This is a genomic window from Klebsiella sp. BIGb0149 (assembly GCF_004362605.1).
Taxonomy (GTDB): domain Bacteria; phylum Pseudomonadota; class Gammaproteobacteria; order Enterobacterales; family Enterobacteriaceae; genus Klebsiella; species Klebsiella terrigena.
Window position 1 is genome coordinate 285610 of sequence record NZ_SNYG01000002.1, and the last position, 20664, is coordinate 306273.

The following is a 20664-nucleotide window of genomic DNA, read 5'->3' on the forward strand; positions in this document are numbered from 1 at the left end:
TTTGGGGTAACCCCGGGAAGAGATAAGCATTAATTATGCCAGATCGCGGCCGGTGACGTCGCTGTGCAAGCCCGCAGCCTCGCGCCGCCTGATTGTGCAAAAAACAACCCGTCGTTTTCCTTATATTTCGCCCGGTCTGCACCACAATGAGGCACGGCAAACCGCTTTGCGCCATGACGGCGAGAGCGTCTCCAGCCAGGCCGCATAGTGCCCAGGCCAGTCGACGGTTGGCGTGCCCGGACGCCCCATCGCAAAGCCGTGACCGCCGCTGGCGTAGCGATACAGGCTGACCGGCACCTGATGCTGGCGGCAGGCGTCGGCCATAATCAGGGTGTTGTGCGGATCGGACACCGGATCGTCCAGCGCCTGGGTCAAAAAGCAGGGCGGCGTCCGCCCGTTCACGTAGGTCTGTACCGACCAGGCGCGGTCAACCTCCGGCGAGGCGTGAGGCCCGGCGAGGATCCGGTGGGTGGCGGTGTGGCTGTAGGGCGGCTCCAGCGAAATAACGGGGTAGATCAGCGCCGCTCCGTCGGCGCGGGTGGGGAGCGCATCCGCCGCGTCGAGCGGCGGATAAGAGGCAAAATCGGCCCGGCAGGCGGCCATGCCCAGCAGGTGGCCGCCGGCGGAAAAGCCCAGCAGGCTGACCTTTTGCTCGCGCTGGCGAATCAGGCGCAGCGCGCGCTGGGCATCCTGCAGCGGCGCCAGGCCACCCGCCGTCCAGCCTTCGCCGGGAAGACGGTAGCTCAGCACATAGGCGGTATAGCCGCGGGCCGTTAGCCAGCGGGCGGCGGGCCACGCCTCCTTTGCCATTTCAATCCGCCGGTAGCCACCGCCGGCGGCCACCAGCACGCCGTGGCCGTTGGGTACCGCCGGTCGCCATACCGTCAGCGACGGTCGGACGATATGGCTCAGCGCGCCGCGCGCCGACAGCCGCACAGCGCCGCCAGGCCCGCCGCCCCCAGGCGGCTCCGCCGACCATAAAGGCAGCGTCTCCTGGGTGCTATCGCTGGCTCGCGTACGGTGGGTTATCAGCAGCGCCGCCGCGCTGAACAGCAGAAAATGACGTCGATTCACCGGCCGCTCCGATCAGTTTGAGTTGCGCTCATTGCAGCACATGAGTATGGCTAAAGTATGGCGACAGGCGTTTTATTTCTTGTCCGCACCGCCGCAGAATGCAGGTAAATTATCTGTTTTCATCCAAAATGTTAGCTGTGACACGCGTAGCGGCAGATATTCGTCTAAGGTTTTCTGATGATCAATCGCAGTGGCAAAATCGTCTGTAATGATAAGGAGAACTATCCATGACGAGATCCGTTTCACGTCGCCCGGCAGCGCAGCCCTACGCGCTGCGTCTGGCGCTGGGAGGCGCCCTCTTTGCGCTGTCAGCGCTGGCGGCCCAGGCCGATGAGACAAAACCCGCCCCGCCGCAGTCGCCGGATATTCTGTTAGGCCCGCTGTTCAACGACGTGCAAAGCGCCAAACTCTTCCCCGATCAGAAAACCTTCGCCGACGCGGTACCGAACGGCGATCCGCTGATGATCCTCGCCGACTATCGGATGCAGAAAAATCAGGCCAGCTTCGACCTGCGCCACTTCGTCGAGCTCAACTTCGCGCTGCCGAAAGATAACGACACCTACGTCCCGCCCAAGGGCCAAACCCTGCGCCAGCATATTGACGGCCTGTGGCCGGTGCTGACCCGCAGCACCGTCGAGGTCGAGAAGTGGGATTCGCTGCTGCCGCTGCCCAGGCCTTACGTCGTCCCGGGCGGCCGCTTTCGCGAGGTCTACTACTGGGATAGCTACTTCACCATGCTGGGCCTCGCCGAAAGCGGACACTGGGATAAAGTGGCCGATATGGTGGCCAACTTCGGCCACGAGATCGATACCTGGGGACATATCCCCAACGGCAACCGCAGCTACTACCTGAGCCGTTCGCAGCCGCCGTTCTTCCCGTTTATGGTGGAGCTGCTGGCAACCCACGACGGCGATCGGGCGCTGAAAGCCTGGCTGCCGCAGATGGAGAAAGAGTACCAATACTGGATGGAGGGCGCCGATGCGCTGTCGCCGGGCAAAGCCAATAAGCGCGTGGTGCGCATGGAAGACGGCGCGCTGCTGAACCGCTACTGGGACGACAACGATACGCCGCGCCCTGAGTCCTGGCTCGATGACGTGACCACCGCCAAAAACAACCCCAACCGTCCGGCGACCGAGATCTACCGCGATCTGCGCTCCGCCGCGGCCTCCGGCTGGGACTTCAGCTCCCGCTGGATGGATAACCCGCAGCAGCTGGGCACCATTCGCACCACCAGCATCGTTCCGGTCGATCTTAACTCGCTGATGTTCCGCATGGAGAAAACCCTCGCCCGCGCCAGCAAAGCCGCCGGCGATAGTGCGAAAGCGGCGCAGTACGACGCCCTGGCCAACGACCGCCAGAAGGCGCTGGAGAAATACCTGTGGAATGACAAAGAGGGCTGGTACGCCGATTACGATCTGAAAAGCCACAAGGTGCGCAATCAGCTCACCGCCGCGGCCCTGTTCCCGCTGTACGTCAACGCCGCCTCCAGCGAACGGGCGGCCAAAGTTGCCGCCGCGACGCAGTCTCGCCTGCTGAAACCGGGCGGTTTAACCACCACCACCGTCAACAGCGGCCAGCAGTGGGATGCGCCGAACGGCTGGGCGCCGCTGCAGTGGGTGGCCGCCGAAGGGCTGCAGAACTACGGCCAGCAGAAAATCGCGATGGAGGTCAGCTGGCGTTTCCTCAGCAACGTCCAGCACACCTATGACAGCAAGCAGAAGCTGGTGGAAAAGTATGACGTCAGCTCAACCGGCACCGGCGGCGGTGGCGGCGAGTATCCGCTGCAGGACGGCTTCGGCTGGACCAACGGCGTGACCTTGAAAATGCTCGACCTGGTGTGCCCGAAAGAGAAGCCCTGCGATTCGCTCCCTGCCGCGCGACCGGCGGCAAACGACGGCGCCGGCGGCACGGATAAGCCGGCGGCGAACGACAGCGCAGGCGGAACGGATAAAACGGCGCCCGCCGCTAAGCCGGCGGCAAACGACAGCGTAGGCGGCACGGATAAAGCGGCGCCCGCCGCCGCGCATTAACTCCTCACCGCATCCAGCATACGCCCGGCAGCTCAGCCATGCCGGGCGCTTTCCCTCCTGAATAACCTGCCCAATGACACCCCGACTTCATCTCACCCTTATGGAGTAAGGCGGAAACTAATGTGTCGATTTTTGATCTCCGGCAAATTCATCAACGTTATATATGTAAATATATATCGGTTTTTTCATCACTTTGTTTCAGGATAGAAACATATGCCTTTTTCGCGCCGTACGTTCCTGCAGGCTTTAAGCCTCATGCTGTGCTTCCCCGGCCAGAAGAGTCGCGCCGCCACGCCATTAGCCCTGAGCATTGGCGAACGCCCTGCGCCTGCGGCTATCCGGCGGATTGTCAGCGCGGGCGGACCCGCCGATATGCTGCTGCTGGCCGCCGCGCCGGAAAAGCTGCTGGGGTTTTCCTCATTTGATTTTGCCCTCTTCCCGGACGCTCCGCTGCCCGATAGCATCGCCCGGCTGCCGAAAACGGGCCGTCTTGCCGGACGCGCCAGCACCCTGTCGCTGGAGGGGCTGCTGGCCCTTGAGCCCGATCTGGTGGTGGACTGCGGGAGTGCGGACGATACCTGGATCTCGCAGGCGCGCCGGGTTCACGCCCGCAGCCATATTCCGTGGGTGCTGATTACCGGCACCCTGGCCTCCTCGGCGCAGCAGCTGCTGACGATCGGCGATATCGTCGGCACCGTCGAACGCACCCGGCGGCAGGCGGCGCTGGCGCAAACGTTTATCGCCGAGGCGCTCGCCTTCTCCTCCGGCGCCGGGGCGCGCACGCGTTTTTACGCCGCCCGGGGCGCCCGAGGGCTGGAAACGGGCCTCGCCGGTTCGCTGCACACGGAGGCGGCGGAGCTGCTGGGATTAGAGAACGTCGCGCGGGTGAGCGGACGCAGCGGGCTGGCTCAGGTCTCGCTGGAAAATCTGCTGGAATGGCAGCCGGATATCATCCTCACCCAGCAGGCCACCACGCGAAACGCAATTTTACAGGACCCCGCCTGGCAGGGCGTCAGCGCCGTGGCGCAGGGGCGGGTTCTGCTGCTCGACGGTCTGCCGTTTGGCTGGCTGGACGCGCCGCCGGGGATCAACCGCCTCGCCGGGATGCGTCGCCTGCACGCCTGGCTCGATCCGCAGGTCCGCGCCACGCTGCAGGAGGATTTAACCCGCTACAGCACGCTATTCTGGCACGCGGCGTTAACCCCCGAGCGCTACACGAGGCTGGTGAATCGTCCATGAAGCCTTCAACGTTGAGCGCCGCGCTGCTGCTTGCCGGCCTGCTGGTCCTCTCGGCAGCCCTGCTAACCGGCCCGTGGAACCTGACCCTCGGACGGCTGCTCGATCTGCTGTTCGATCCGCATAGCGCCGCCCTTCCCCCGCAGGCCGGCATCGTATTCTGGCAGATACGCCTGCCGCGCATCGGCGCCGCGCTGGCCATCGGCGCGTCGCTCTCCGCCGCCGGAGCCGCCTATCAGGGCATGTTTCGCAATCCGCTGGTCTCGCCGGATATCCTTGGCGTCGCCGCAGGCGCCGGCCTCGGCGCCTGCCTGGCGCTGATGTGCGGAATGTCGACGCTCTATATCCAGCTGTTTGCCTTCTGCGGCGGCCTGCTGGTGGTCGCCGGCGTCGGCGTCGTCTCTCGCGCCATCGTCCGCCACGATCCGGCGCTGACGCTGGTGCTGGTGGGGATCTGCCTCGGCACGCTATGCGGGGCCGGGATTTCGCTGATCAAAATCCTCGCCGACCCCTACACCCAGCTGCCCTCGATCACCTTCTGGCTGATGGGCGGGCTCTCCGATATTACCCCCGGCGATCTGACCGTCGCCGCTCCGCTGATGCTCGTCGGCTGCCTGCCGCTGTGGCTGCTGCGCTGGCGCATCAATCTGCTGACCCTCTCCGATGACGAAGCGCGATCGCTGGGGATCAACGTCGCGCGCCTGCGGCTGATTGTGGTCGCCTGCGCAACCCTCGCGACCGCCAGCGCGGTCGCTATTGCCGGCATTATCGGCTGGGTGGGGCTGATCGTCCCCCATATCGGACGCCTGCTCACCGGCAGCAATCATCAGCGCCTTCTGCCCGTCGCGATGGGGCTTGGCGCCGTGCTGCTGCTCTTAACCGACACCCTGGCGCGCGGGCTGAGCGCCAGCGAAATCCCGCTCGGGATCCTGACCTCTTTTATCGGCGCGCCGTTCTTTCTGGCGCTGCTGCTGCGCAGGAGCCGCCCATGACGCTGCTGACGGTACGCCATGCCGAAATTGGCTATCCCAAACGCGCCGTTTTGCGCGACGTCTCGTTTTCGCTGCTGCCGGGCACGCTGTGCTGCCTGCTCGGCGCCAACGGCAGCGGTAAAACCACGCTGATGCGCAGCGTACTCGGCCTCCTTCCTCTGCGCGACGGCCAGATCCTGATTGACGGCCTGCCGGTAACCCAGCTGTGCTCCCGCGATCGCGCCCGCGCGATTGCCTGGGTACCGCAGGCGCACGACGGGGCCTTCGCCTTCAGCGTCCTCGATATGGTGCTGATGGGACTTAGCCCCTATATCGGTACCTTCACCCAGCCCGCCAGAAGCGATCGCAGTAGCGCACTGGCTCAGCTGGAGGCGCTGGGCATCGCACATCTCGCCGGGCGGAACTGGGCCACGCTGAGCGGCGGCGAGCGCCAGCTGACCTTAATTGCCCGCGCGCTGGTCCAGCGCCCGCGCCTGCTGCTGCTGGATGAGCCGGCCTCAAGCCTCGACTTCGGCCACCAGATCCGCCTGCTCGACACCCTGCGCCAGCTGCGGCAAACCGGGGTGACGCTGTTTATGGCCACCCACCATCCGCTGCACGCCCTCGCCATCGCCGATAGCGTGATCGCGGTCGAGCCAGGCGGCCTCGTCACCCAAGGGACGGCGGCGGAGCAGCTCGCTGCGGACAAGCTTGCCACCCTGTACGGCGTGACGCCGTCACAGATCCGCCATCACCTGGGTCACTCCCACCTTCAGGAATAATTATGCTTATTGATGAAATTGATTTTGCCGGGCTTTACCAACAGCAGATGAGGCTCGCCGGCCGCAGCGAGAAATCCCCCGCCCACTGGGACGCCCGGGCGGAGAAAATGGCCGACAGCTGCGCCCAGCCCACGGACGGCTATCTTCTCCAGCTGCTGGCGAAAATAGACTTAACCGATGCGCACAGCCTGTTTGACATGGGCTGCGGGCCGGGAACCGTCGCCCTGGCGCTGGCGGACAAACTCGCTGCGGTACACGGCGTTGACTACAGCCAGGGAATGCTGGAGGTAGCCGAAAAGCGTGCGGCGCAGATGCGCATCGCCAACGCCTGCTGGCATCTGCGGGCATGGGAGGAGTCGTGGCACGATATTCCGCGCTGTGATATTGCCGTGGCCTCACGCTCAACGCTGGTCGGCAATATGCGCCAGGCGATGGATAAGCTCAACCGCCAGGCGCGGCTGCGCGTCTATACCACCCACCTCGTCCAGCCGACGTTTATGCCGCCGGCAATCCAGCGCGCGCTGGGACGCGAAGTGGTCGAACTGCCGAACTATATCTACGCGCTAAACGTGCTGTATCAAATGGGCATTCACGCGCGGGTCGATTTTATCCGCGGCCCCAGCTGCCAGCGGGATAACGCCACCTTTGAACGTTTTGAAGAGAACGTCAAATGGACGCTTGGCGTACTCAGCGAAGAGGACCGCGCGCGGCTGCGCCACTGGTATCAGCGGCAGGATCCGCAGGCCATCGCACCGCCCAGCCGCGACTGGGCGCTGATCTCCTGGGAGTGTGGGGAAAACGTATGATCTACTTCCCCCAGGCGCTGACCGACGCGTGGCTGATGGAGGATATTCAGGGCGGCGACCTGACCACCCGTGCGCTGGCGATTGGCGCGCGCCCCGGCGTCATGACCTTCAGCCACCGTCAGGGCGGCTGCGTCAGCGGTATCTCTCCGGCTGGACAGATGCTGAGCAGCCTGGGATTAACCGTTACCGCGCTCCAGGAAGAGGGCGCGCACGTCCCGCCCGATGCGCCGCTGCTGCGCGCGACCGGCAGCGCGGAGGCGCTGCATCAGGGCTGGAAAGCGGCGCAGAACGTGCTGGAGTGGAGCTGCGGCGTATCGGCCTACGTCGCGGAAATGCTGACGCTGCTGCGCGCCCGCCTCCCGGCCGCCCACATCGCCTGTACCCGCAAAGCCATTCCCGGTACCCGGCTGCTCGGGACCCAGGCCATCGTCGCCGCCGGCGGGCTGATCCACCGGGCCGGCTGCGCGGAAACCCTGCTGCTGTTCGCCAATCATCGCCGGTTCCTCGCCGACGGCGGCGACTGGCGGCACGCCGTTCAGCTCCTGCGCCGATCGGCACCGGAGAAAAAGGTTGCCGTTGAGGCCGACACGCTCGAAGAAGCGCTGGCCTCGCTGCAGGCGGAACCCGACATCCTGCAGCTGGATAAATTTACCCCGCAGCAGGCGCGCCAGGTTGCTGACCTGGCGCAGCGTATTGCCCCACGCTGCACGCTGGCACTGACGGGCGGAATTACCTTAACCACCTTAACCAACTACCTCGATTGTGGGATTGAACTGTTTATTACTTCGGCGCCGTGGTATGCGCCGCCGGCGGATATTCAGGTTCGCCTGGAGCCGGACAGTTCAAGATAAAAAAAACGAAAACAGGAACAATAAAAATGAAAATCAGGAAGCGCTATCTTTGCACATTGATTAGCCTCAGCTTAGGTCAAACCGCCTGGGCAGACCCGGCGGAGGAGTCCATGACCGTCTGGTCAAGCCCCGTCCCGGCGGCAACAACCAATATCCTCGGACAGGAGAGCATCAGGCGTCTGGATAAGCAGGATGTCGCCCACGCGCTATCGGCGGTGCCCGGCGTGGTGTTACAAAAATCCGGCAGCCGCAACGAGCTGCAGGTGAAGGTCCGCGGCTTCGATGGCCGTCAGGTCCCGGTTTTTTTTGACGGCGTACCGATCTACGTCCCCTACGACGGCAACCTCGACCTGGGCCGGTTTCTCACTTCCGATATCGCCTCGGTGGAGGTATCAAAAGGCTACTCTTCCCTGCTGCAGGGCCCCAACCAAATGGGCGGGGCGATCAACATCACCACCCCGCGCCCCAGTAAACCGCTGGAAGCCAGCATCGGCTATCGTCAGGGCTGGAGCCGCAGCGAAACTAACGCCTATGACACCCACGCCTCCCTTGGGGCCAGCGGCGATCTGGGCTACATTCAGCTCAGCGGCAGCCGCCTGAAGCAGGATTTCCTCGGCCTGCCTCACGGAACGAATAACCCCGTCGCCGGGGAAGACGGCAAGCTGGTCAACTCGGCCAGCGACGATAAGCGCGGCATAATTAAGCTCGGCTTCACGCCGCGTGCAAACGACGAGTACGCCCTGACCTATATCAAGCAGGATGGCGAGAAGCAGAACCCGCCTTATGCCGGCACCAGCAGCCAGAAATCTCGCTACTGGCAGTGGCCGGAGTACGACAAAGAAAGCTACTACTACCAGGGCACGACGCACCTCGGCGACAGCTTGACCCTGAAGAGCCGCCTCTACCACGATACTTTCAAAAATACCCTGCTGATGTATAACTCATTGGCGGACCTGCACAATAAGAACGGCAGCTACAGCCACTATAGCGACTACAGCACCGGCGCGGGGCTGCAGCTCGCCGCCGACGTCCGCCAGAACGACCAGCTCTCTTTTGCCGTTAACTGGAAAGATGATGTGCATCGGGAGAAGAGCGCCGTCAACGGTCCTTACGATCGCTATAAGGATCGCACCTGGTCCGTCGCCAGCGAATACCAGTGGGCGGCGGCGGATAATCTCGACCTCGTCGCCGGGATGAGCTATGACTGGCGCAACAGTCTTCAGGGAATGAAGCACGAAAAGAACGGCAGCCTGACCCATTACGACGACAACCGGCAGAGCGCGTTTAACTGGGAAACGATGGCTCGCTACCGCTTTAGCAACGAAGATACCCTTTCGCTCTCCTGGTCCGATCGCACCCGCTTCCCGACGCTTAAAGAGCGCTATACCACCTCGAAGCCCGCCAAAGACCAGATTGCGCTGGTCAACCCGCAGCTCAAGGCCGAGCGCGCCCGCGGCGTCGACCTGACCTGGAATGGACGCCTCAACGACCGCTGGGCCTACGAGATAAGCACCTACTATAACCGGGTCAGCGACGCCATCCTGGCGATCAATATCGATGCCGATACGGTGCAGAACCAGAACAGCGGCCGGGTTGACTATACCGGCCTGGATTTGGGGATCAAAGGCTCGCCGTTCGAGCAGCTCGACGTCGGGCTAAGCTACGGCCTGATTCACGCGGATGCCAAACGCGAAGAGGCGGGCAAGGTCACCGACCTTCCGGTGCAGACGCTGACCGCCTGGCTGACGTTCAAGCCCGTCGAGCCGCTGCAAATCACGCTCTCTGAAGAGGCGCGTTCCTCCAGCTACAGCAACAGCGACGGATCGCAAAAAGCGCCGGGATTTGCCATCACCCATCTGCGGACCGATTACGCCATCGGCCACGGTTTTAGCGTCAACGCCTCGGTTAATAACCTCTTCGATACCCGGTACTACTACGGTGAAGGATTTATTGAGGAAGGGCGTAACTTTTGGGCCGGCGTGGAGTATAAATTCTGAGACCTTCTCCGCCGCGGCGGAGAACAAGGAGAGCACCATGATGACAGATTTTCCGGTAATGCTGCGCAGCATTCTCGGCAATCAGCGCCAGGCGGACGGTTCCCTGCGTAAAACGGCGCTAAGCGGACGCGTGTTTCTCAATACCCACGGCCTGCAGGCAGAGAACGGTATCGAGGAGCATTTTGCCGATCCCGACTGCGCGCTGATGCACTACGCGCGGGAGCATTACGACTACTGGCGCGAGCGCTACCCGGCTCTGGCGGGACAGCAGCTGCATATCGGTCTGTTCGGCGAGAACTTTTCCACTCGGGGGATGACGGAAGCCAACGTCTGTCCGGGGGATGTTTTTCGCCTCGGCAGCGCTGAAATCCAGATCTCCTGGGGACGCGTGGCCTGTCAGACCATGGCCGAGCGGCTAAGGGACCCTCACGCGCCGGAGCTGATGCACCAGCAGTCGCGCAACGGCTGGTTTTACCGGGTGCTGACCCCCGGCGAGACCGGCTGCAGCGACGGCTTTGTGCTGCTCGATCGGCCGGCGGCCGGCTGGCCGCTTAGCCGGGTGCAGGCCATTGTCTTTAGCGACGGCGGGACGCCGGAGGAACTGCTGGCGCTTTCGGCCATGCCGTTCCTTGCCGACGGCTGGAGAGCGCTGGCGCTGCTGCGTCTGCAAAGCCGCTCTTAGCTCCCGCCGCTCCTTAGCGCCGGGCTACCAAATCTGGTAGCCCGGCGCGGCAGCTTTCGCCGCACCCTTCCCCGCCCGCCGCGCCTGTGTCGATAAATACCATATTTATCATGAGGTTTTACTTTTCTGCGCGCCAATTACGCCTTGATAACGAAAAGATAAACAATAATAATTCGCATTACTTTATGACGAAAATTGACACTTTCGCTTTTTCACGCGGCGGCGTACAGGAGTACCAGGCTGCGTAACATCAGGATTATGCAATGATCGCTCGCGTCACCTTCAAACGCTCCGCCTTGCTGTGCGCCCTCGCTACCGCTTTCCCTCTCGCAGGCCTTGCGGAAGAGACGGTCGTGGTTACCGCCCAGCCCGTCGATTCCGCCAGCTCGCCAACCGCGGGCTATAGCGCAAAGACCTCCGCAGGGGCCACCAAAACCGATCAGCCGCTGATTACTACCGCCCAGTCGGTGTCGGTTATTACCCGGCAGCAAATGGCCGATCAGGGCGCGAATACGATTAGCCAGGCGCTGCAGTACACGCCCGGCGTCTACTCGAGCTTTGGCGGCGGCGCGACGCGTTTTGATACCGTCTCCCTGCGCGGCTATCACGGCGGCGACGTCGACAACCTGTTCCTCGACGGCATGCGCCTGATGAGCGACGGCGGGAGCCACAACGTCATTCAGGTCGACCCGTGGTTTATCGAGCGGGTGGACGTTATTCGCGGCCCCTCCTCCGCGCTGTACGGGCAAAGCGTGCCGGGCGGCCTGGTCAACCTGACCTCGAAGCGCCCGCAGTTCACCTCCGAAGGCCATTTCCGCCTCAGCGGCGGAACGCAAAATACCAAAGGCGCCGCCTTCGACTATACCGATGCCATTAACGACCAGTGGGCCTATCGGATCATCGGCATGACGCGATCCAGCGATACCCAGTATGACAACTCCCGCGAAGAGCGTTACGCCATTTCGCCGTCCCTGCTCTGGCAGCCGGATAGCGACACGTCGCTGCTGCTGCGCGCCTATCTGCAAAAAGATCCGTCGGGCGGCTATCACGGATCGCTGCCGCTGGACGGCACCCGCTACGCGCACAACGGGCGCAAGCTCTCCACCAGCACCAACGAAGGCGATCCGGCCGATGGCTATCAGCGTCGCGAGCAGATCTACAGCTATGAGTTTAATCATCAGTTCAGCGACGTCTGGTCGGCCTACTCCGCCGGCAGCTATACCCACACCAACGTCTCGTTAGACCAGGTGTATCAGGTGGGCTGGGTTGACGATAGCAATATGCTCTCCCGCGGCTACAGCGGCTCGCGCGGCTCGCTGGACGCGTGGTCTACTGATAACCGCCTGCGCGCCGATTTTAATACCGGCGAGCTGGCGCATACCCTCATCCTCGGCGCGGAATATCACCGCTTCCGCAACGATTTATGGACCGGAGCCGGCAGCGCCTCGCCGCTCGATCCGTTTAGCGGCTATACCGCTCAGAGCGGGCATACCGTCACCTACAGCGATAACAATAACCGCCGCTACTATCAAACCGGGCTCTATCTGCAGGATGAGATGGTGTGGAATCGCTGGCATCTGGACCTCTCAGGCCGCTACGATCGCATCGTTTCCCAGCAGGTCAGCGACACGTTCGGCACCTCCAGCCGCCGTTCCGATGACCATATCAGCGGCCGCGCCTCCCTGCTGTACGCTCTGGAAAACGGCCTCTCGCCGTACCTGAGCTACAGCCAGGCAATTACTCCGGCGATGCTGCCGGGAGCCGACGGCACCCTGCTCAAACCGACGACCGCGGAACAGGTAGAAGCGGGTCTGAAGTTCCAGCCGCCGGGCAGCGCCGATATGTACAGTATCGCTATCTATGATTTAACCCAGAAAGACGTGGCCACCCGCGATCCGAATATCGCCACCGCGACCTTTGTTCCGGCCGGGAAAGTTCACTCTCAGGGCGTCGAGCTGGAGATGCATAACCAAATTACGCCGCAGCTCAGCACCATCGCCTCCTATACCTGGAACCGCCTGCGCTTCCAGGAAACCAGGGACGGTACCAACGATAATACGCCGCAGCTCTCGCCGGATCAGATGGCTTCCTTCTGGGCGCGCTATCAGTTCCCGGCGGGGATCAGCGCCGGTGCGGGGGTACGCTACATTGGGAAACAGTGGGCGGATGATGCCAATACCGAGCGTCTGCCGTCGGTGACCCTGCTGGATGCCATGGTGCGTGCGGATCTCGGCGTCTGGTCGCCGTCGCTGAAAGGGGCGTTCGTGCAGGTGAATGCGAATAACCTCAGCGACCGGGAGTACCTCTCCGGCTGCTACGGAACCGGTAACTGCTACTGGGGTGCGGAGCGCAGCGTGACGGCCACCGTCGGCTACGATTTCTAAGCTCTGGTCTAAAATGCCGCGCCTGCGGGCGACAGAATCACGCGTTCTGTCGTCCCGCTAAGCGCGGCGCGAGTGGCGCAAGGCGGCGATGATTACATCGCGTCCAGCGCTTTCTGCAGCTTCCAGATATAGCGCGGCGCCTGCGGAGCCGGGTGCTTTTTCGCTACGTGCTCGAAGAAGTCGTCGGCATCCATATCATTAATCTCGTCAATCGCGTCCTGGCGATTCGACGAGAAGGTGCGCAGCAGCGCGCCGGCGCCGTTGGCGTAGGAGACCACCACCGCGTAGCGCATCACCTGTGGATCTTTAATCCCGGCCAGCGGACCGTTCTCAAGAATGCTCAGATAGGCCGCGCCCATCGAAATATTGCGCTCCGGATTTTTCAGCTCGCTCACCGACGGCTCGCCGCGCCAGCCCATGCGCTGGTAAACATCGCGCCCGGAGGTCGAAGGCTTCAGCTGCATCAGGCCAACCGCGCCGGATTTACTCACTACCGTCGGATTACCGCCGGACTCAATGGCAATAATCGCCGTCACCAGCTGCGGATCAACGCCCCACGCCGCACCGGCTTTTTCGCTGATTGGCATCCACTGCATCGCCCGCTTCACCGGAACCTCGGCGTTCCACGGCGGATTGCGGTAATCATGTTTCGAGCTACAGCCGGCCAGGAACACAAATAAAAAAACGCACCATCTCAATTTCACACATCTATCCTTATTGGCTGAAGTTTGCCGCCTGGAGATGACAATAATCGCTCCAGGCGGCATGATAACCCTTTCATTCTTAGCAAGGAATTGTCATGTCTCAGTTTTATCTGGTTGCCCCCTCAGGCTACTGCACCAACCAGCAGGCGGCGGCCCGCGGCGTCAGCCGTCTGCTGGAAGCAGGACACCAGGTGATGAACCAGCAGGTCATTACCCGCCGACAGCAGCGCTTTGCCGGGACTGAGCAGCAACGCCTGGACGATATCAACCAGCTCGCCACCCTCGACGGCAGCAACCGCATCGTCATGCCGGTGCGCGGCGGCTACGGCGCCAGCCGCCTGCTCCCGCATATCGACTGGCAGGGCCTGACCGCGCGCCAGCGGCAGGACCCGCTGCTGATCTGCGGCCACAGTGATTTCACGGCGATCCAGCTGGGTCTGCTGGCAAAGGGTAGCATAATCACCTTCAGCGGGCCGATGCTGGCAGGTAACTTTGGTGCAGAAACGCTGGATCCGTTCACGGAATTTCACTTCTGGCAGGCGCTGAGCAGCCCGCAGTTTACCCTCGAATGGGACGGAGACGGTCCGGAGTGCCGCGCGCAGGGCACGCTGTGGGGCGGCAACCTGGCGATGCTCACCTCGCTTATCGGCACGCCGTGGCTGCCGCAGATTGCCGACGGCATTCTGGTGCTGGAAGATATCAACGAACATCCGTTCCGCGTCGAGCGCATGCTGCTGCAGCTGCTGCACAGCGGCATTCTTGCGCGCCAGCGGGCGATTATCCTCGGCAGCTTCAGCGGCGCCGCGCCCAACGATTACGACGCCGGATACGATTTACCGGCGGTTTACGCTTACCTGCGCGCGCAGCTCGCTATTCCGCTGATCGACGGCTTAGATTTCGGCCACGAGCAGCGCACCGTCACCCTGCCGCTCGGCGCGCGGGCGCTGCTGGTGAACAATGCGGCCACCACCACCCTCACGCTGAGCGGCCATCCGGTGCTGACGGAATAAAATTTTCCGTGACACATTTCCGGATCCCCCGCGGATGGTTAATATGATGTCAAATTATCAAAATCTTCATACGCGTAAGGAGTGCATGAACATTGGATGCCGGTGCGGTTATTAGTCTGTTTATTCTGGGTTCTGTATTAGTAACCTGTAGCATTTTATTGAGTTCCTTTTCCTCACGTCTCGGCATTCCGATTCTGGTCATCTTCCTGGCTATCGGCATGCTGGCGGGCGTTGACGGTATCGGCGGCATCCCTTTTGACAACTACCCTTTCGCCTATATGGTGAGTAACCTGGCGCTGGCGGTGATCCTGCTCGACGGCGGGATGCGCACCCAGGCCAGCTCCTTTCGCGTGGCGCTGTGGCCCGCGCTTTCGCTGGCCACCGTCGGGGTACTGATCACCTCCTGCCTGACCGGGCTGATGGCGGCGTGGCTGTTTCATCTCAACCTGATTGAGGGGATGCTAATCGGCGCGATTGTCGGCTCCACCGACGCCGCGGCGGTCTTCTCCCTGCTCGGCGGCAAGGGCCTCAACGAACGCGTCGGCTCAACGCTGGAGATCGAATCCGGCAGCAACGATCCGATGGCGGTGTTTCTGACCATCACGCTTATCGAGATGATTCAGCAGCACCAAACCGGCCTCAGCTGGATGTTCGCGGTGCACATTGTGCAGCAGTTTGGCCTCGGGATCGTCATCGGCCTCGGCGGCGGCTATCTGCTCCTGCAGATGATAAACCGCATCGTGCTGCCGACCGGCCTCTATCCGCTGCTGGCGCTGAGCGGCGGAATTATGATTTTCGCCGTCACCACCTCGCTGGACGGCAGCGGCATCCTGGCGGTCTATCTGTGCGGCTTCCTGCTCGGCAACCGGCCGATTCGCAACCGTCACGGCATTCTGCAAAACTTCGACGGCCTGGCGTGGCTGGCACAAATCGCCATGTTCCTGGTGCTCGGCCTGCTGGTGACGCCGTCGGACCTGTGGCCGATTGCGATCCCGGCGCTGCTGCTGTCGATGTGGATGATTTTTATCGCCCGTCCGCTGTCGGTCTTCGCCGGCCTGCTGCCGTTTCGCGGGTTTAACCTGCGCGAGCGGATATTTATCAGCTGGGTGGGATTACGCGGCGCGGTACCGATTATCCTCGCCGTATTCCCGATGATGGCCGGGCTTGAGAATGCGCGGCTGTTCTTCAACGTCGCCTTCTTCGTGGTGCTGGTCTCGCTGCTGCTGCAGGGGACCTCGCTGTCGTGGGCGGCGAAAAAAGCCAAAGTGGTGGTCCCGCCGGTGGGCTGGCCCATTTCCCGGGTCGGGCTGGATATTCATCCGGAGAATCCGTGGGAGCAGTTCGTCTATCAGCTCAGCGCGGATAAATGGTGCGTCGGCGCGGCGCTGCGCGATCTGCATATGCCGCCGGAAACGCGCATTGCCGCCCTGTTTCGCGATAACGCGCTGCTGCACCCCACCGGCAGCACCCGCCTGCTGGAAGGCGATATTCTGTGCGTTATCGGCCGCGAGCGCGACCTGCCCGCGCTGGGTAAAATGTTCAGCCAGTCGCCGCCGGTGGCGCTCGATCAGCGCTTCTTCGGCGACTTTATCCTTGACGCCAGCGCTAAGTTTGCCGACGTCGCGCAAATTTATGGCCTTGACGGCGGGGAAGAGTATCGCGATCGCCAGCAGTCGCTGGGCGACGTGGTGCAGCACCAGCTCGGGGCCGCGCCGGTGGTGGGCGACCACGTTGAGTTTGCCGGAATGGTGTGGACGGTCGCGGAAAAAGAAGAGGACCACGTTCTGAAGGTGGGCGTTCGCGTAGCGGAAGATGAGGCGGAATAATCCGCCTCACGAGAAGTTACACGGTCACAACGGGAACGCGCGGCGCCAGAGCGCACATCAGCTCATAGCCGACGGTACCGCTGGCGGCGGCCACGTCGTCGATTTTAACCTCTTTGCCCCACAGTTCGACCGGCGCGCCGATCCCGGCCTGTGGGCATGGCGTGAGGTCTACCGCCAGCATATCCATCGACACGCGCCCCACCAGCGTGGTGCGCACGCCGTCAACCAGCACCGGCGTTCCCGCCGGCGCGATGCGCGGATAGCCGTCGGCATAGCCGCAGGCCACGATGCCGATCCGCTGCTCCTCCGTCGTCCGGTAGAGGCCGCCGTAGCCCACTGCCTCGCCCGCCTTCAGGTTCTGCACGGCAATAATCTCGCTGCTGAGGGTCATCACCGGCTTCAGGCCGCTGTTGGCAATATCCTGCCACTGGCCGGACGGCGAGGCGCCGTACAGCACGATCCCCGGCCTGACCCAGTCAAAATGCGCTTCCGGGTGCCAGAGGGTCGCCGCCGAGTTCGCCAGCGAGCGCGAGCACGCCAGCCCTTCCGCCGCCTGCTCGATGCGGCGCATTGGCTCGACGATGCCCTGCGGGTTTTCCGCGTCGGCAAAGTGCGACATCAGAGTCATTTCGCTGACGTTGCCCAGCGCCCGCAGCTGCTGCCAGACGGTATGGATGCGCTCCGGCATAAAGCCCAGCCGGTTCATACCGCTGTTGACCTTAACGTAGATATCCAGCGGAGCGTGCAGCTTCGCCTGCTGTAGCGCCTTAATTTGCCAGTTGCTGTGCACGCTGGTGGTCAGGCGATACTTATCAAACAGCGCCAGCTCGTCGGCGTGGAAGAAACCCTCGAGCAGCAGAATCGGCCCTTTCCAGCCCTGCTCGCGTAGCAGGATCGCCTCTTCAAGGTTCAGCAGCGCAAAGCCATCTGCGCCGCTGAGCGCATTCCACACGCGCGCCAGGCCGTGGCCGTAGGCGTTGGCTTTCACCACCGCCCACAGCCGCGAGCCCGGAGCCGCGCGCCGGACAATCTGCAAATTCTGCCGCAGGGCCGACAAATCAATGCTGGCCAGTACCGGACGGGACATGAAAACTCCTTAGTTGTGAACGCCGTGCAGGTGCTGAGCACGCGCCGGAGTGAAGCCCGGGCTATAGCGGGCGACGGCAAGATCGTCGTACGGAATAGCCGGAGTGCGACCCGAAATCAAATCGCTCAAAAGCTGTCCCGAGCCGCACGCCATGGTCCAGCCGAGGGTGCCGTGCCCGGTATTGAGCCACAGGTTTTTATACGGCGTGCGCCCGACCACCGGCGTGCCGTCCGGGGTCATCGGACGGAGGCCGGTCCAGAAGGTCGCCTGCTCTACGTGGCCGCCGCGCGGGAACAGATCGCGCACCACCATCTCCAGCGTTTCGCGACGCGGCTGCAGCAGCTCCTTATTAAAGCCGACTATTTCCGCCATCCCGCCGACGCGGATCCGCTGGTCAAAGCGGGTAATCGCAATTTTGTAAGTCTCATCAAGGATAGTCGATACCGGCGCCCCGTCCTCCTCGGCGATAGGGATCGTCAGCGAGTAGCCCTTCAGCGGGTAAACCGGAATGTCCACCAGCCCTTTCAGCATCGCCGTTGAGTAGGAGCCGAAGGCCATGACGTAGGCATCGCCTTTGACAATTTCATCGCCGCACTTCACGCCGGCGATCTGCTCGCCTTCGTACAGCAGGGCATCAACCGAGGTATTAAAGCGGAAGATGACGCCCGCCTGCTCCGCCATCGCCGCCAGGCGCGTGGTAAACAGCTGGCAGTCGCCGGTTTCATCGTTCGGCAAACGCAGGCCGCCGGTCAGCCTGTGGCTCACCTCGGCTAAGGCGGGTTCAACTTCCCGCAGACGTTTCGCCTCCAGCAGCTGATACGGCACGCCGGCATCCTGCAGCACGGCGATGTCGCGGGTGGCGTTCTCATACTGTTTTTCGGTACGGAAAAGCTGCAGCGTCCCGCCCTGGCGCCCTTCATACTGGATGCCGGTGCTTTCGCGCAGCGCCTTCAGGCAGTCGCGGCTGTACTCCGCCAGACGCACCATGCGGCCTTTGTTTTCCATATAGTGGCGGGTATCGCAGTTGCGCAGCATCTGCCACATCCATTTGAGCTGGAACTGCGTGCCGTCAAGGCCGATCGCCAGCGGCGCGTGGCGCTGGAACATCCACTTAATGGCCTTCAGCGGCACGCCGGGCGCGGCCCAGGGGGCGGCGTAGCCCGGAGAAATTTGTCCAGCGTTGGCGGCGCTGGTCTCTTCCGCCGGCCCCGGCTGACGATCGATAACCGTGACCTGATGTCCTGCCTGACTCAAATACCACGCACTAGCTACCCCAACCACCCCACTTCCCAGTATGACGACTCGCATAGCGACTCCGTAATAGTTAAAGAACAATCATCTGATTACAAATTGATAACTCAGTTGAAAATATTATTCAACATACGCTTTATTTATGGTGACTTATCTCACACCGAACCGCACCAGCACTGACCCCGAAGATTTACTATCTCCTGCTGCGCTTCATTTTTCCTCAGAATAAAATTCTGCTTTAAAGGCTAAACCAGGCCTTTAAGATTGCTAAATCGCGAAGAAAAGAAATTGTCCGCAGACGCAGTTTGCCGAGCCGTGTTCTATGCTTGTTGTGAGGCTCTCCGTATAGAGAGAGTCACCGACAATGAGGGCGCGCTAATGGCTACGATTGATTCCATAAACAGGGACACGACTCGTTTAAGCGATGGACCCGACTGGACTTTTGAACTGCTGGAAACCTATCTCGCCGAGGTTGACCGGGTGGCGAAGCTGTATCGTCTCGACACCTACCCGCATCAGATCGAAGTCATTACTTCCGAGCAGATGATGGATGCCTACTCCAGCGTCGGCATGCCAATCAACTACCCGCACTGGTCGTTTGGTAAGAAATTTATCGAAACCGAGCAGGCGTATAAGCACGGCCAGCAGGGGCTGGCCTACGAAATCGTCATCAACTCTAATCCCTGCATCGCCTACCTGATGGAGGAGAACACCATCACCATGCAGGCGCTGGTGATGGCTCACGCCTGCTACGGGCACAACTCCTTTTTCAAGAATAACTACCTGTTCCGCAGTTGGACCGATGCCAGCTCGATAATCGACTACCTGATCTTCGCCCGCAAATACATCACCGAGTGCGAGGAGCGTTACGGCGTTGATGAGGTGGAGAAACTGCTCGACTCCTGCCACGCGCTGATGAACTACGGCGTCGACCGCTACAAGCGTCCGCAGAAAATCTCGCTGCAGGAGGAGAAGGCGCGGCAGAAAAGCCGGGAAGAGTATCTGCAAAGCCAGGTGAATATGCTGTGGCGCACCCTGCCTAAGCGGGAAGAAGAGAAAGCCATCGAAACCGCGCGCCGCTACCCTTCGGAGCCGCAGGAAAACCTGCTCTACTTTATGGAGAAGAACGCCCCGCTGCTGGAGTCATGGCAGCGTGAAATCCTGCGTATCGTGCGTAAAGTGAGCCAGTATTTCTATCCGCAGAAGCAGACCCAGGTGATGAACGAGGGCTGGGCGACCTTCTGGCACTACACGATCCTCAACCACCTGTACGATGAAGGCAAGGTGACGGAACGCTTTATGCTGGAGTTTCTGCACAGCCACACCAACGTTATCTACCAGCCGCCCTATAACAGCCAGTGGTACAACGGGATTAACCCCTACGCGCTGGGCTTTGCCATGTTCCAGGATATTAAGCGCATTTGTCAGTCGCCGACCGAAGAGGACAAATACTGGTTCCCGGACATCGCCGGTTCCGACTGGCTGGAGACGCTGCACTTTGCCATGCGCGACTTCAAGGATGAGAGCTTTATCAGCCAGTTCCTGTCACCGAAAATTATGCGTGATTTCCGCTTCTTTACGGTGCTCGATGACGACCATCACAACTACCTGGAGATTTCGGCCATCCATAACGAGGAGGGGTATCGGGAGATTCGCGCCAAGCTTTCCGCCCAGTACAACCTGAGCAACCTCGAGCCGAATATTCAGGTGTGGAACGTCGACCTTCGCGGCGACCGTTCGCTGACGCTGCGCTACGTGCCGCATAACCGCGTACCGCTGGATAAGGGCCGCCGTGAGGTGCTCAAGCACGTCCATCGCCTGTGGGGATTCGACATCCTGCTGGAGCAGCAAAATGCCGATGGCAGCATCGAACTGCTGGAGCGCAGCCCGCCGCGGCAAAACGCGCTGTAAATCGCGCGGCGCTAAATCGCATAAAGCAAAACGCCCGGCATAATCGCCGGGCGTTTTTTATC

16 protein-coding genes are annotated in these 20664 nt (G+C 61.9%); 12 read left to right on the top strand and 4 right to left on the bottom strand.

Features of this window, described 5'->3' with window-relative positions; genetic code table 11:
- Positions 1-120: 120 nt before the first annotated feature.
- Entirely contained in the window at positions 121-1074 is a 954-nt protein-coding gene (locus EDF75_RS08120) for an alpha/beta hydrolase (protein WP_133598406.1), read from the bottom strand.
- A 227-nt stretch (positions 1075-1301) separates the two neighbouring features.
- Here EDF75_RS08120 and EDF75_RS08125 point away from each other — a divergent pair, with 227 nt between their 5' ends.
- The 9 genes from EDF75_RS08125 to EDF75_RS08165 all read left to right on the top strand — a co-directional run bounded on the left by EDF75_RS08125 (position 1302) and on the right by EDF75_RS08165 (position 12813).
- Positions 1302-3104, top strand: a complete 1803-nt coding sequence (locus EDF75_RS08125; RefSeq protein WP_133598408.1) for an alpha,alpha-trehalase — start codon at positions 1302-1304, stop codon at positions 3102-3104.
- A 213-nt stretch (positions 3105-3317) separates the two neighbouring features.
- Complete coding sequence (locus tag EDF75_RS08130; protein ID WP_133598410.1) at positions 3318-4343, top strand: ABC transporter substrate-binding protein; 1026 nt, start codon at positions 3318-3320, stop codon at positions 4341-4343.
- Positions 4340-5332, top strand: coding sequence for a FecCD family ABC transporter permease (locus EDF75_RS08135; RefSeq protein WP_133598412.1), 993 nt, complete (start codon positions 4340-4342; stop codon positions 5330-5332). Before EDF75_RS08130 ends, EDF75_RS08135 begins: the two co-directional genes overlap by 4 nt.
- A complete protein-coding gene (locus tag EDF75_RS08140; protein WP_133598414.1) occupies positions 5329-6093 on the top strand; it encodes an ABC transporter ATP-binding protein in 765 nt (254 codons plus the stop codon). The genes EDF75_RS08135 and EDF75_RS08140 overlap by 4 nt, the downstream gene beginning before the upstream one ends.
- A 2-nt stretch (positions 6094-6095) precedes the next feature.
- Complete coding sequence (locus tag EDF75_RS08145; protein ID WP_133598416.1) at positions 6096-6899, top strand: class I SAM-dependent methyltransferase; 804 nt, start codon at positions 6096-6098, stop codon at positions 6897-6899.
- Complete coding sequence (gene modD, locus EDF75_RS08150) at positions 6896-7750, top strand: ModD protein (protein WP_133598418.1); 855 nt, start codon at positions 6896-6898, stop codon at positions 7748-7750. The genes EDF75_RS08145 and modD overlap by 4 nt, the downstream gene beginning before the upstream one ends.
- Positions 7751-7776: 26 nt before the next feature.
- Entirely contained in the window at positions 7777-9747 is a 1971-nt protein-coding gene (locus tag EDF75_RS08155; RefSeq protein ID WP_133598420.1) for a TonB-dependent receptor plug domain-containing protein, read from the top strand.
- A 37-nt stretch (positions 9748-9784) separates the two neighbouring features.
- Complete coding sequence (locus EDF75_RS08160; RefSeq protein ID WP_133598422.1) at positions 9785-10429, top strand: MOSC domain-containing protein; 645 nt, start codon at positions 9785-9787, stop codon at positions 10427-10429.
- A gap of 263 nt (positions 10430-10692) precedes the next feature.
- Positions 10693-12813 (top strand): TonB-dependent siderophore receptor, encoded by a 2121-nt coding sequence (locus EDF75_RS08165; RefSeq protein ID WP_133598424.1) that lies wholly within the window; start codon positions 10693-10695, stop codon positions 12811-12813.
- 92 nt (positions 12814-12905) lie between these two features.
- On the opposite strand, the gene emtA is transcribed toward EDF75_RS08165, so the two are convergent.
- Positions 12906-13517 (bottom strand): membrane-bound lytic murein transglycosylase EmtA, encoded by a 612-nt coding sequence (emtA, locus tag EDF75_RS08170; protein ID WP_041146166.1) that lies wholly within the window; start codon positions 13515-13517, stop codon positions 12906-12908.
- 95 nt (positions 13518-13612) lie between these two features.
- Here emtA and ldcA point away from each other — a divergent pair, with 95 nt between their 5' ends.
- Both ldcA and EDF75_RS08180 read left to right on the top strand, forming a co-directional pair.
- A complete protein-coding gene (gene ldcA, locus EDF75_RS08175; protein WP_041146167.1) occupies positions 13613-14527 on the top strand; it encodes a muramoyltetrapeptide carboxypeptidase in 915 nt (304 codons plus the stop codon).
- A gap of 92 nt (positions 14528-14619) precedes the next feature.
- Complete coding sequence (locus EDF75_RS08180; protein ID WP_133598426.1) at positions 14620-16353, top strand: potassium/proton antiporter; 1734 nt, start codon at positions 14620-14622, stop codon at positions 16351-16353.
- Positions 16354-16369: 16 nt separating this feature from the next.
- On the opposite strand, the gene dadX is transcribed toward EDF75_RS08180, so the two are convergent.
- Both dadX and EDF75_RS08190 read right to left on the bottom strand, forming a co-directional pair.
- A complete protein-coding gene (gene dadX / locus EDF75_RS08185) occupies positions 16370-17440 on the bottom strand; it encodes a catabolic alanine racemase DadX (protein WP_133598429.1) in 1071 nt (356 codons plus the stop codon).
- A 9-nt stretch (positions 17441-17449) separates the two neighbouring features.
- On the bottom strand, positions 17450-18748 hold the full coding sequence (locus EDF75_RS08190; protein WP_133598431.1) for a D-amino acid dehydrogenase: 1299 nt from the start codon (positions 18746-18748) through the stop codon (positions 17450-17452).
- A gap of 321 nt (positions 18749-19069) precedes the next feature.
- Between EDF75_RS08190 and EDF75_RS08195 the strand changes: the two genes are divergently transcribed.
- Positions 19070-20602: a SpoVR family protein gene (locus EDF75_RS08195; RefSeq protein ID WP_041146171.1), complete on the top strand. Its 1533-nt coding sequence runs from the start codon at positions 19070-19072 to the stop codon at positions 20600-20602.
- The last annotated feature ends 62 nt before the right edge of the window (positions 20603-20664 follow it).

Bases quoted from the DNA above. Each gene is read 5' to 3' on its own strand.
- EDF75_RS08125 (WP_133598408.1), top strand. From the start codon at position 1,302: ATGACGAGATCCGTTTCACGTCGCCCGGCAGCGCAGCCCTACGCGCTG.
- EDF75_RS08130 (WP_133598410.1), top strand. From the start codon at position 3,318: ATGCCTTTTTCGCGCCGTACGTTCCTGCAGGCTTTAAGCCTCATGCTG.
- EDF75_RS08135 (WP_133598412.1), top strand. From the start codon at position 4,340: ATGAAGCCTTCAACGTTGAGCGCCGCGCTGCTGCTTGCCGGCCTGCTG.
- EDF75_RS08140 (WP_133598414.1), top strand. From the start codon at position 5,329: ATGACGCTGCTGACGGTACGCCATGCCGAAATTGGCTATCCCAAACGC.
- EDF75_RS08145 (WP_133598416.1), top strand. From the start codon at position 6,096: ATGCTTATTGATGAAATTGATTTTGCCGGGCTTTACCAACAGCAGATG.
- modD (WP_133598418.1), top strand. From the start codon at position 6,896: ATGATCTACTTCCCCCAGGCGCTGACCGACGCGTGGCTGATGGAGGAT.
- EDF75_RS08155 (WP_133598420.1), top strand. From the start codon at position 7,777: ATGAAAATCAGGAAGCGCTATCTTTGCACATTGATTAGCCTCAGCTTA.
- EDF75_RS08160 (WP_133598422.1), top strand. From the start codon at position 9,785: ATGATGACAGATTTTCCGGTAATGCTGCGCAGCATTCTCGGCAATCAG.
- EDF75_RS08165 (WP_133598424.1), top strand. From the start codon at position 10,693: ATGATCGCTCGCGTCACCTTCAAACGCTCCGCCTTGCTGTGCGCCCTC.
- ldcA (WP_041146167.1), top strand. From the start codon at position 13,613: ATGTCTCAGTTTTATCTGGTTGCCCCCTCAGGCTACTGCACCAACCAG.
- dadX (WP_133598429.1), bottom strand. From the start codon at position 17,440: ATGTCCCGTCCGGTACTGGCCAGCATTGATTTGTCGGCCCTGCGGCAG.
- EDF75_RS08190 (WP_133598431.1), bottom strand. From the start codon at position 18,748: ATGCGAGTCGTCATACTGGGAAGTGGGGTGGTTGGGGTAGCTAGTGCG.
- EDF75_RS08195 (WP_041146171.1), top strand. From the start codon at position 19,070: ATGGCTACGATTGATTCCATAAACAGGGACACGACTCGTTTAAGCGAT.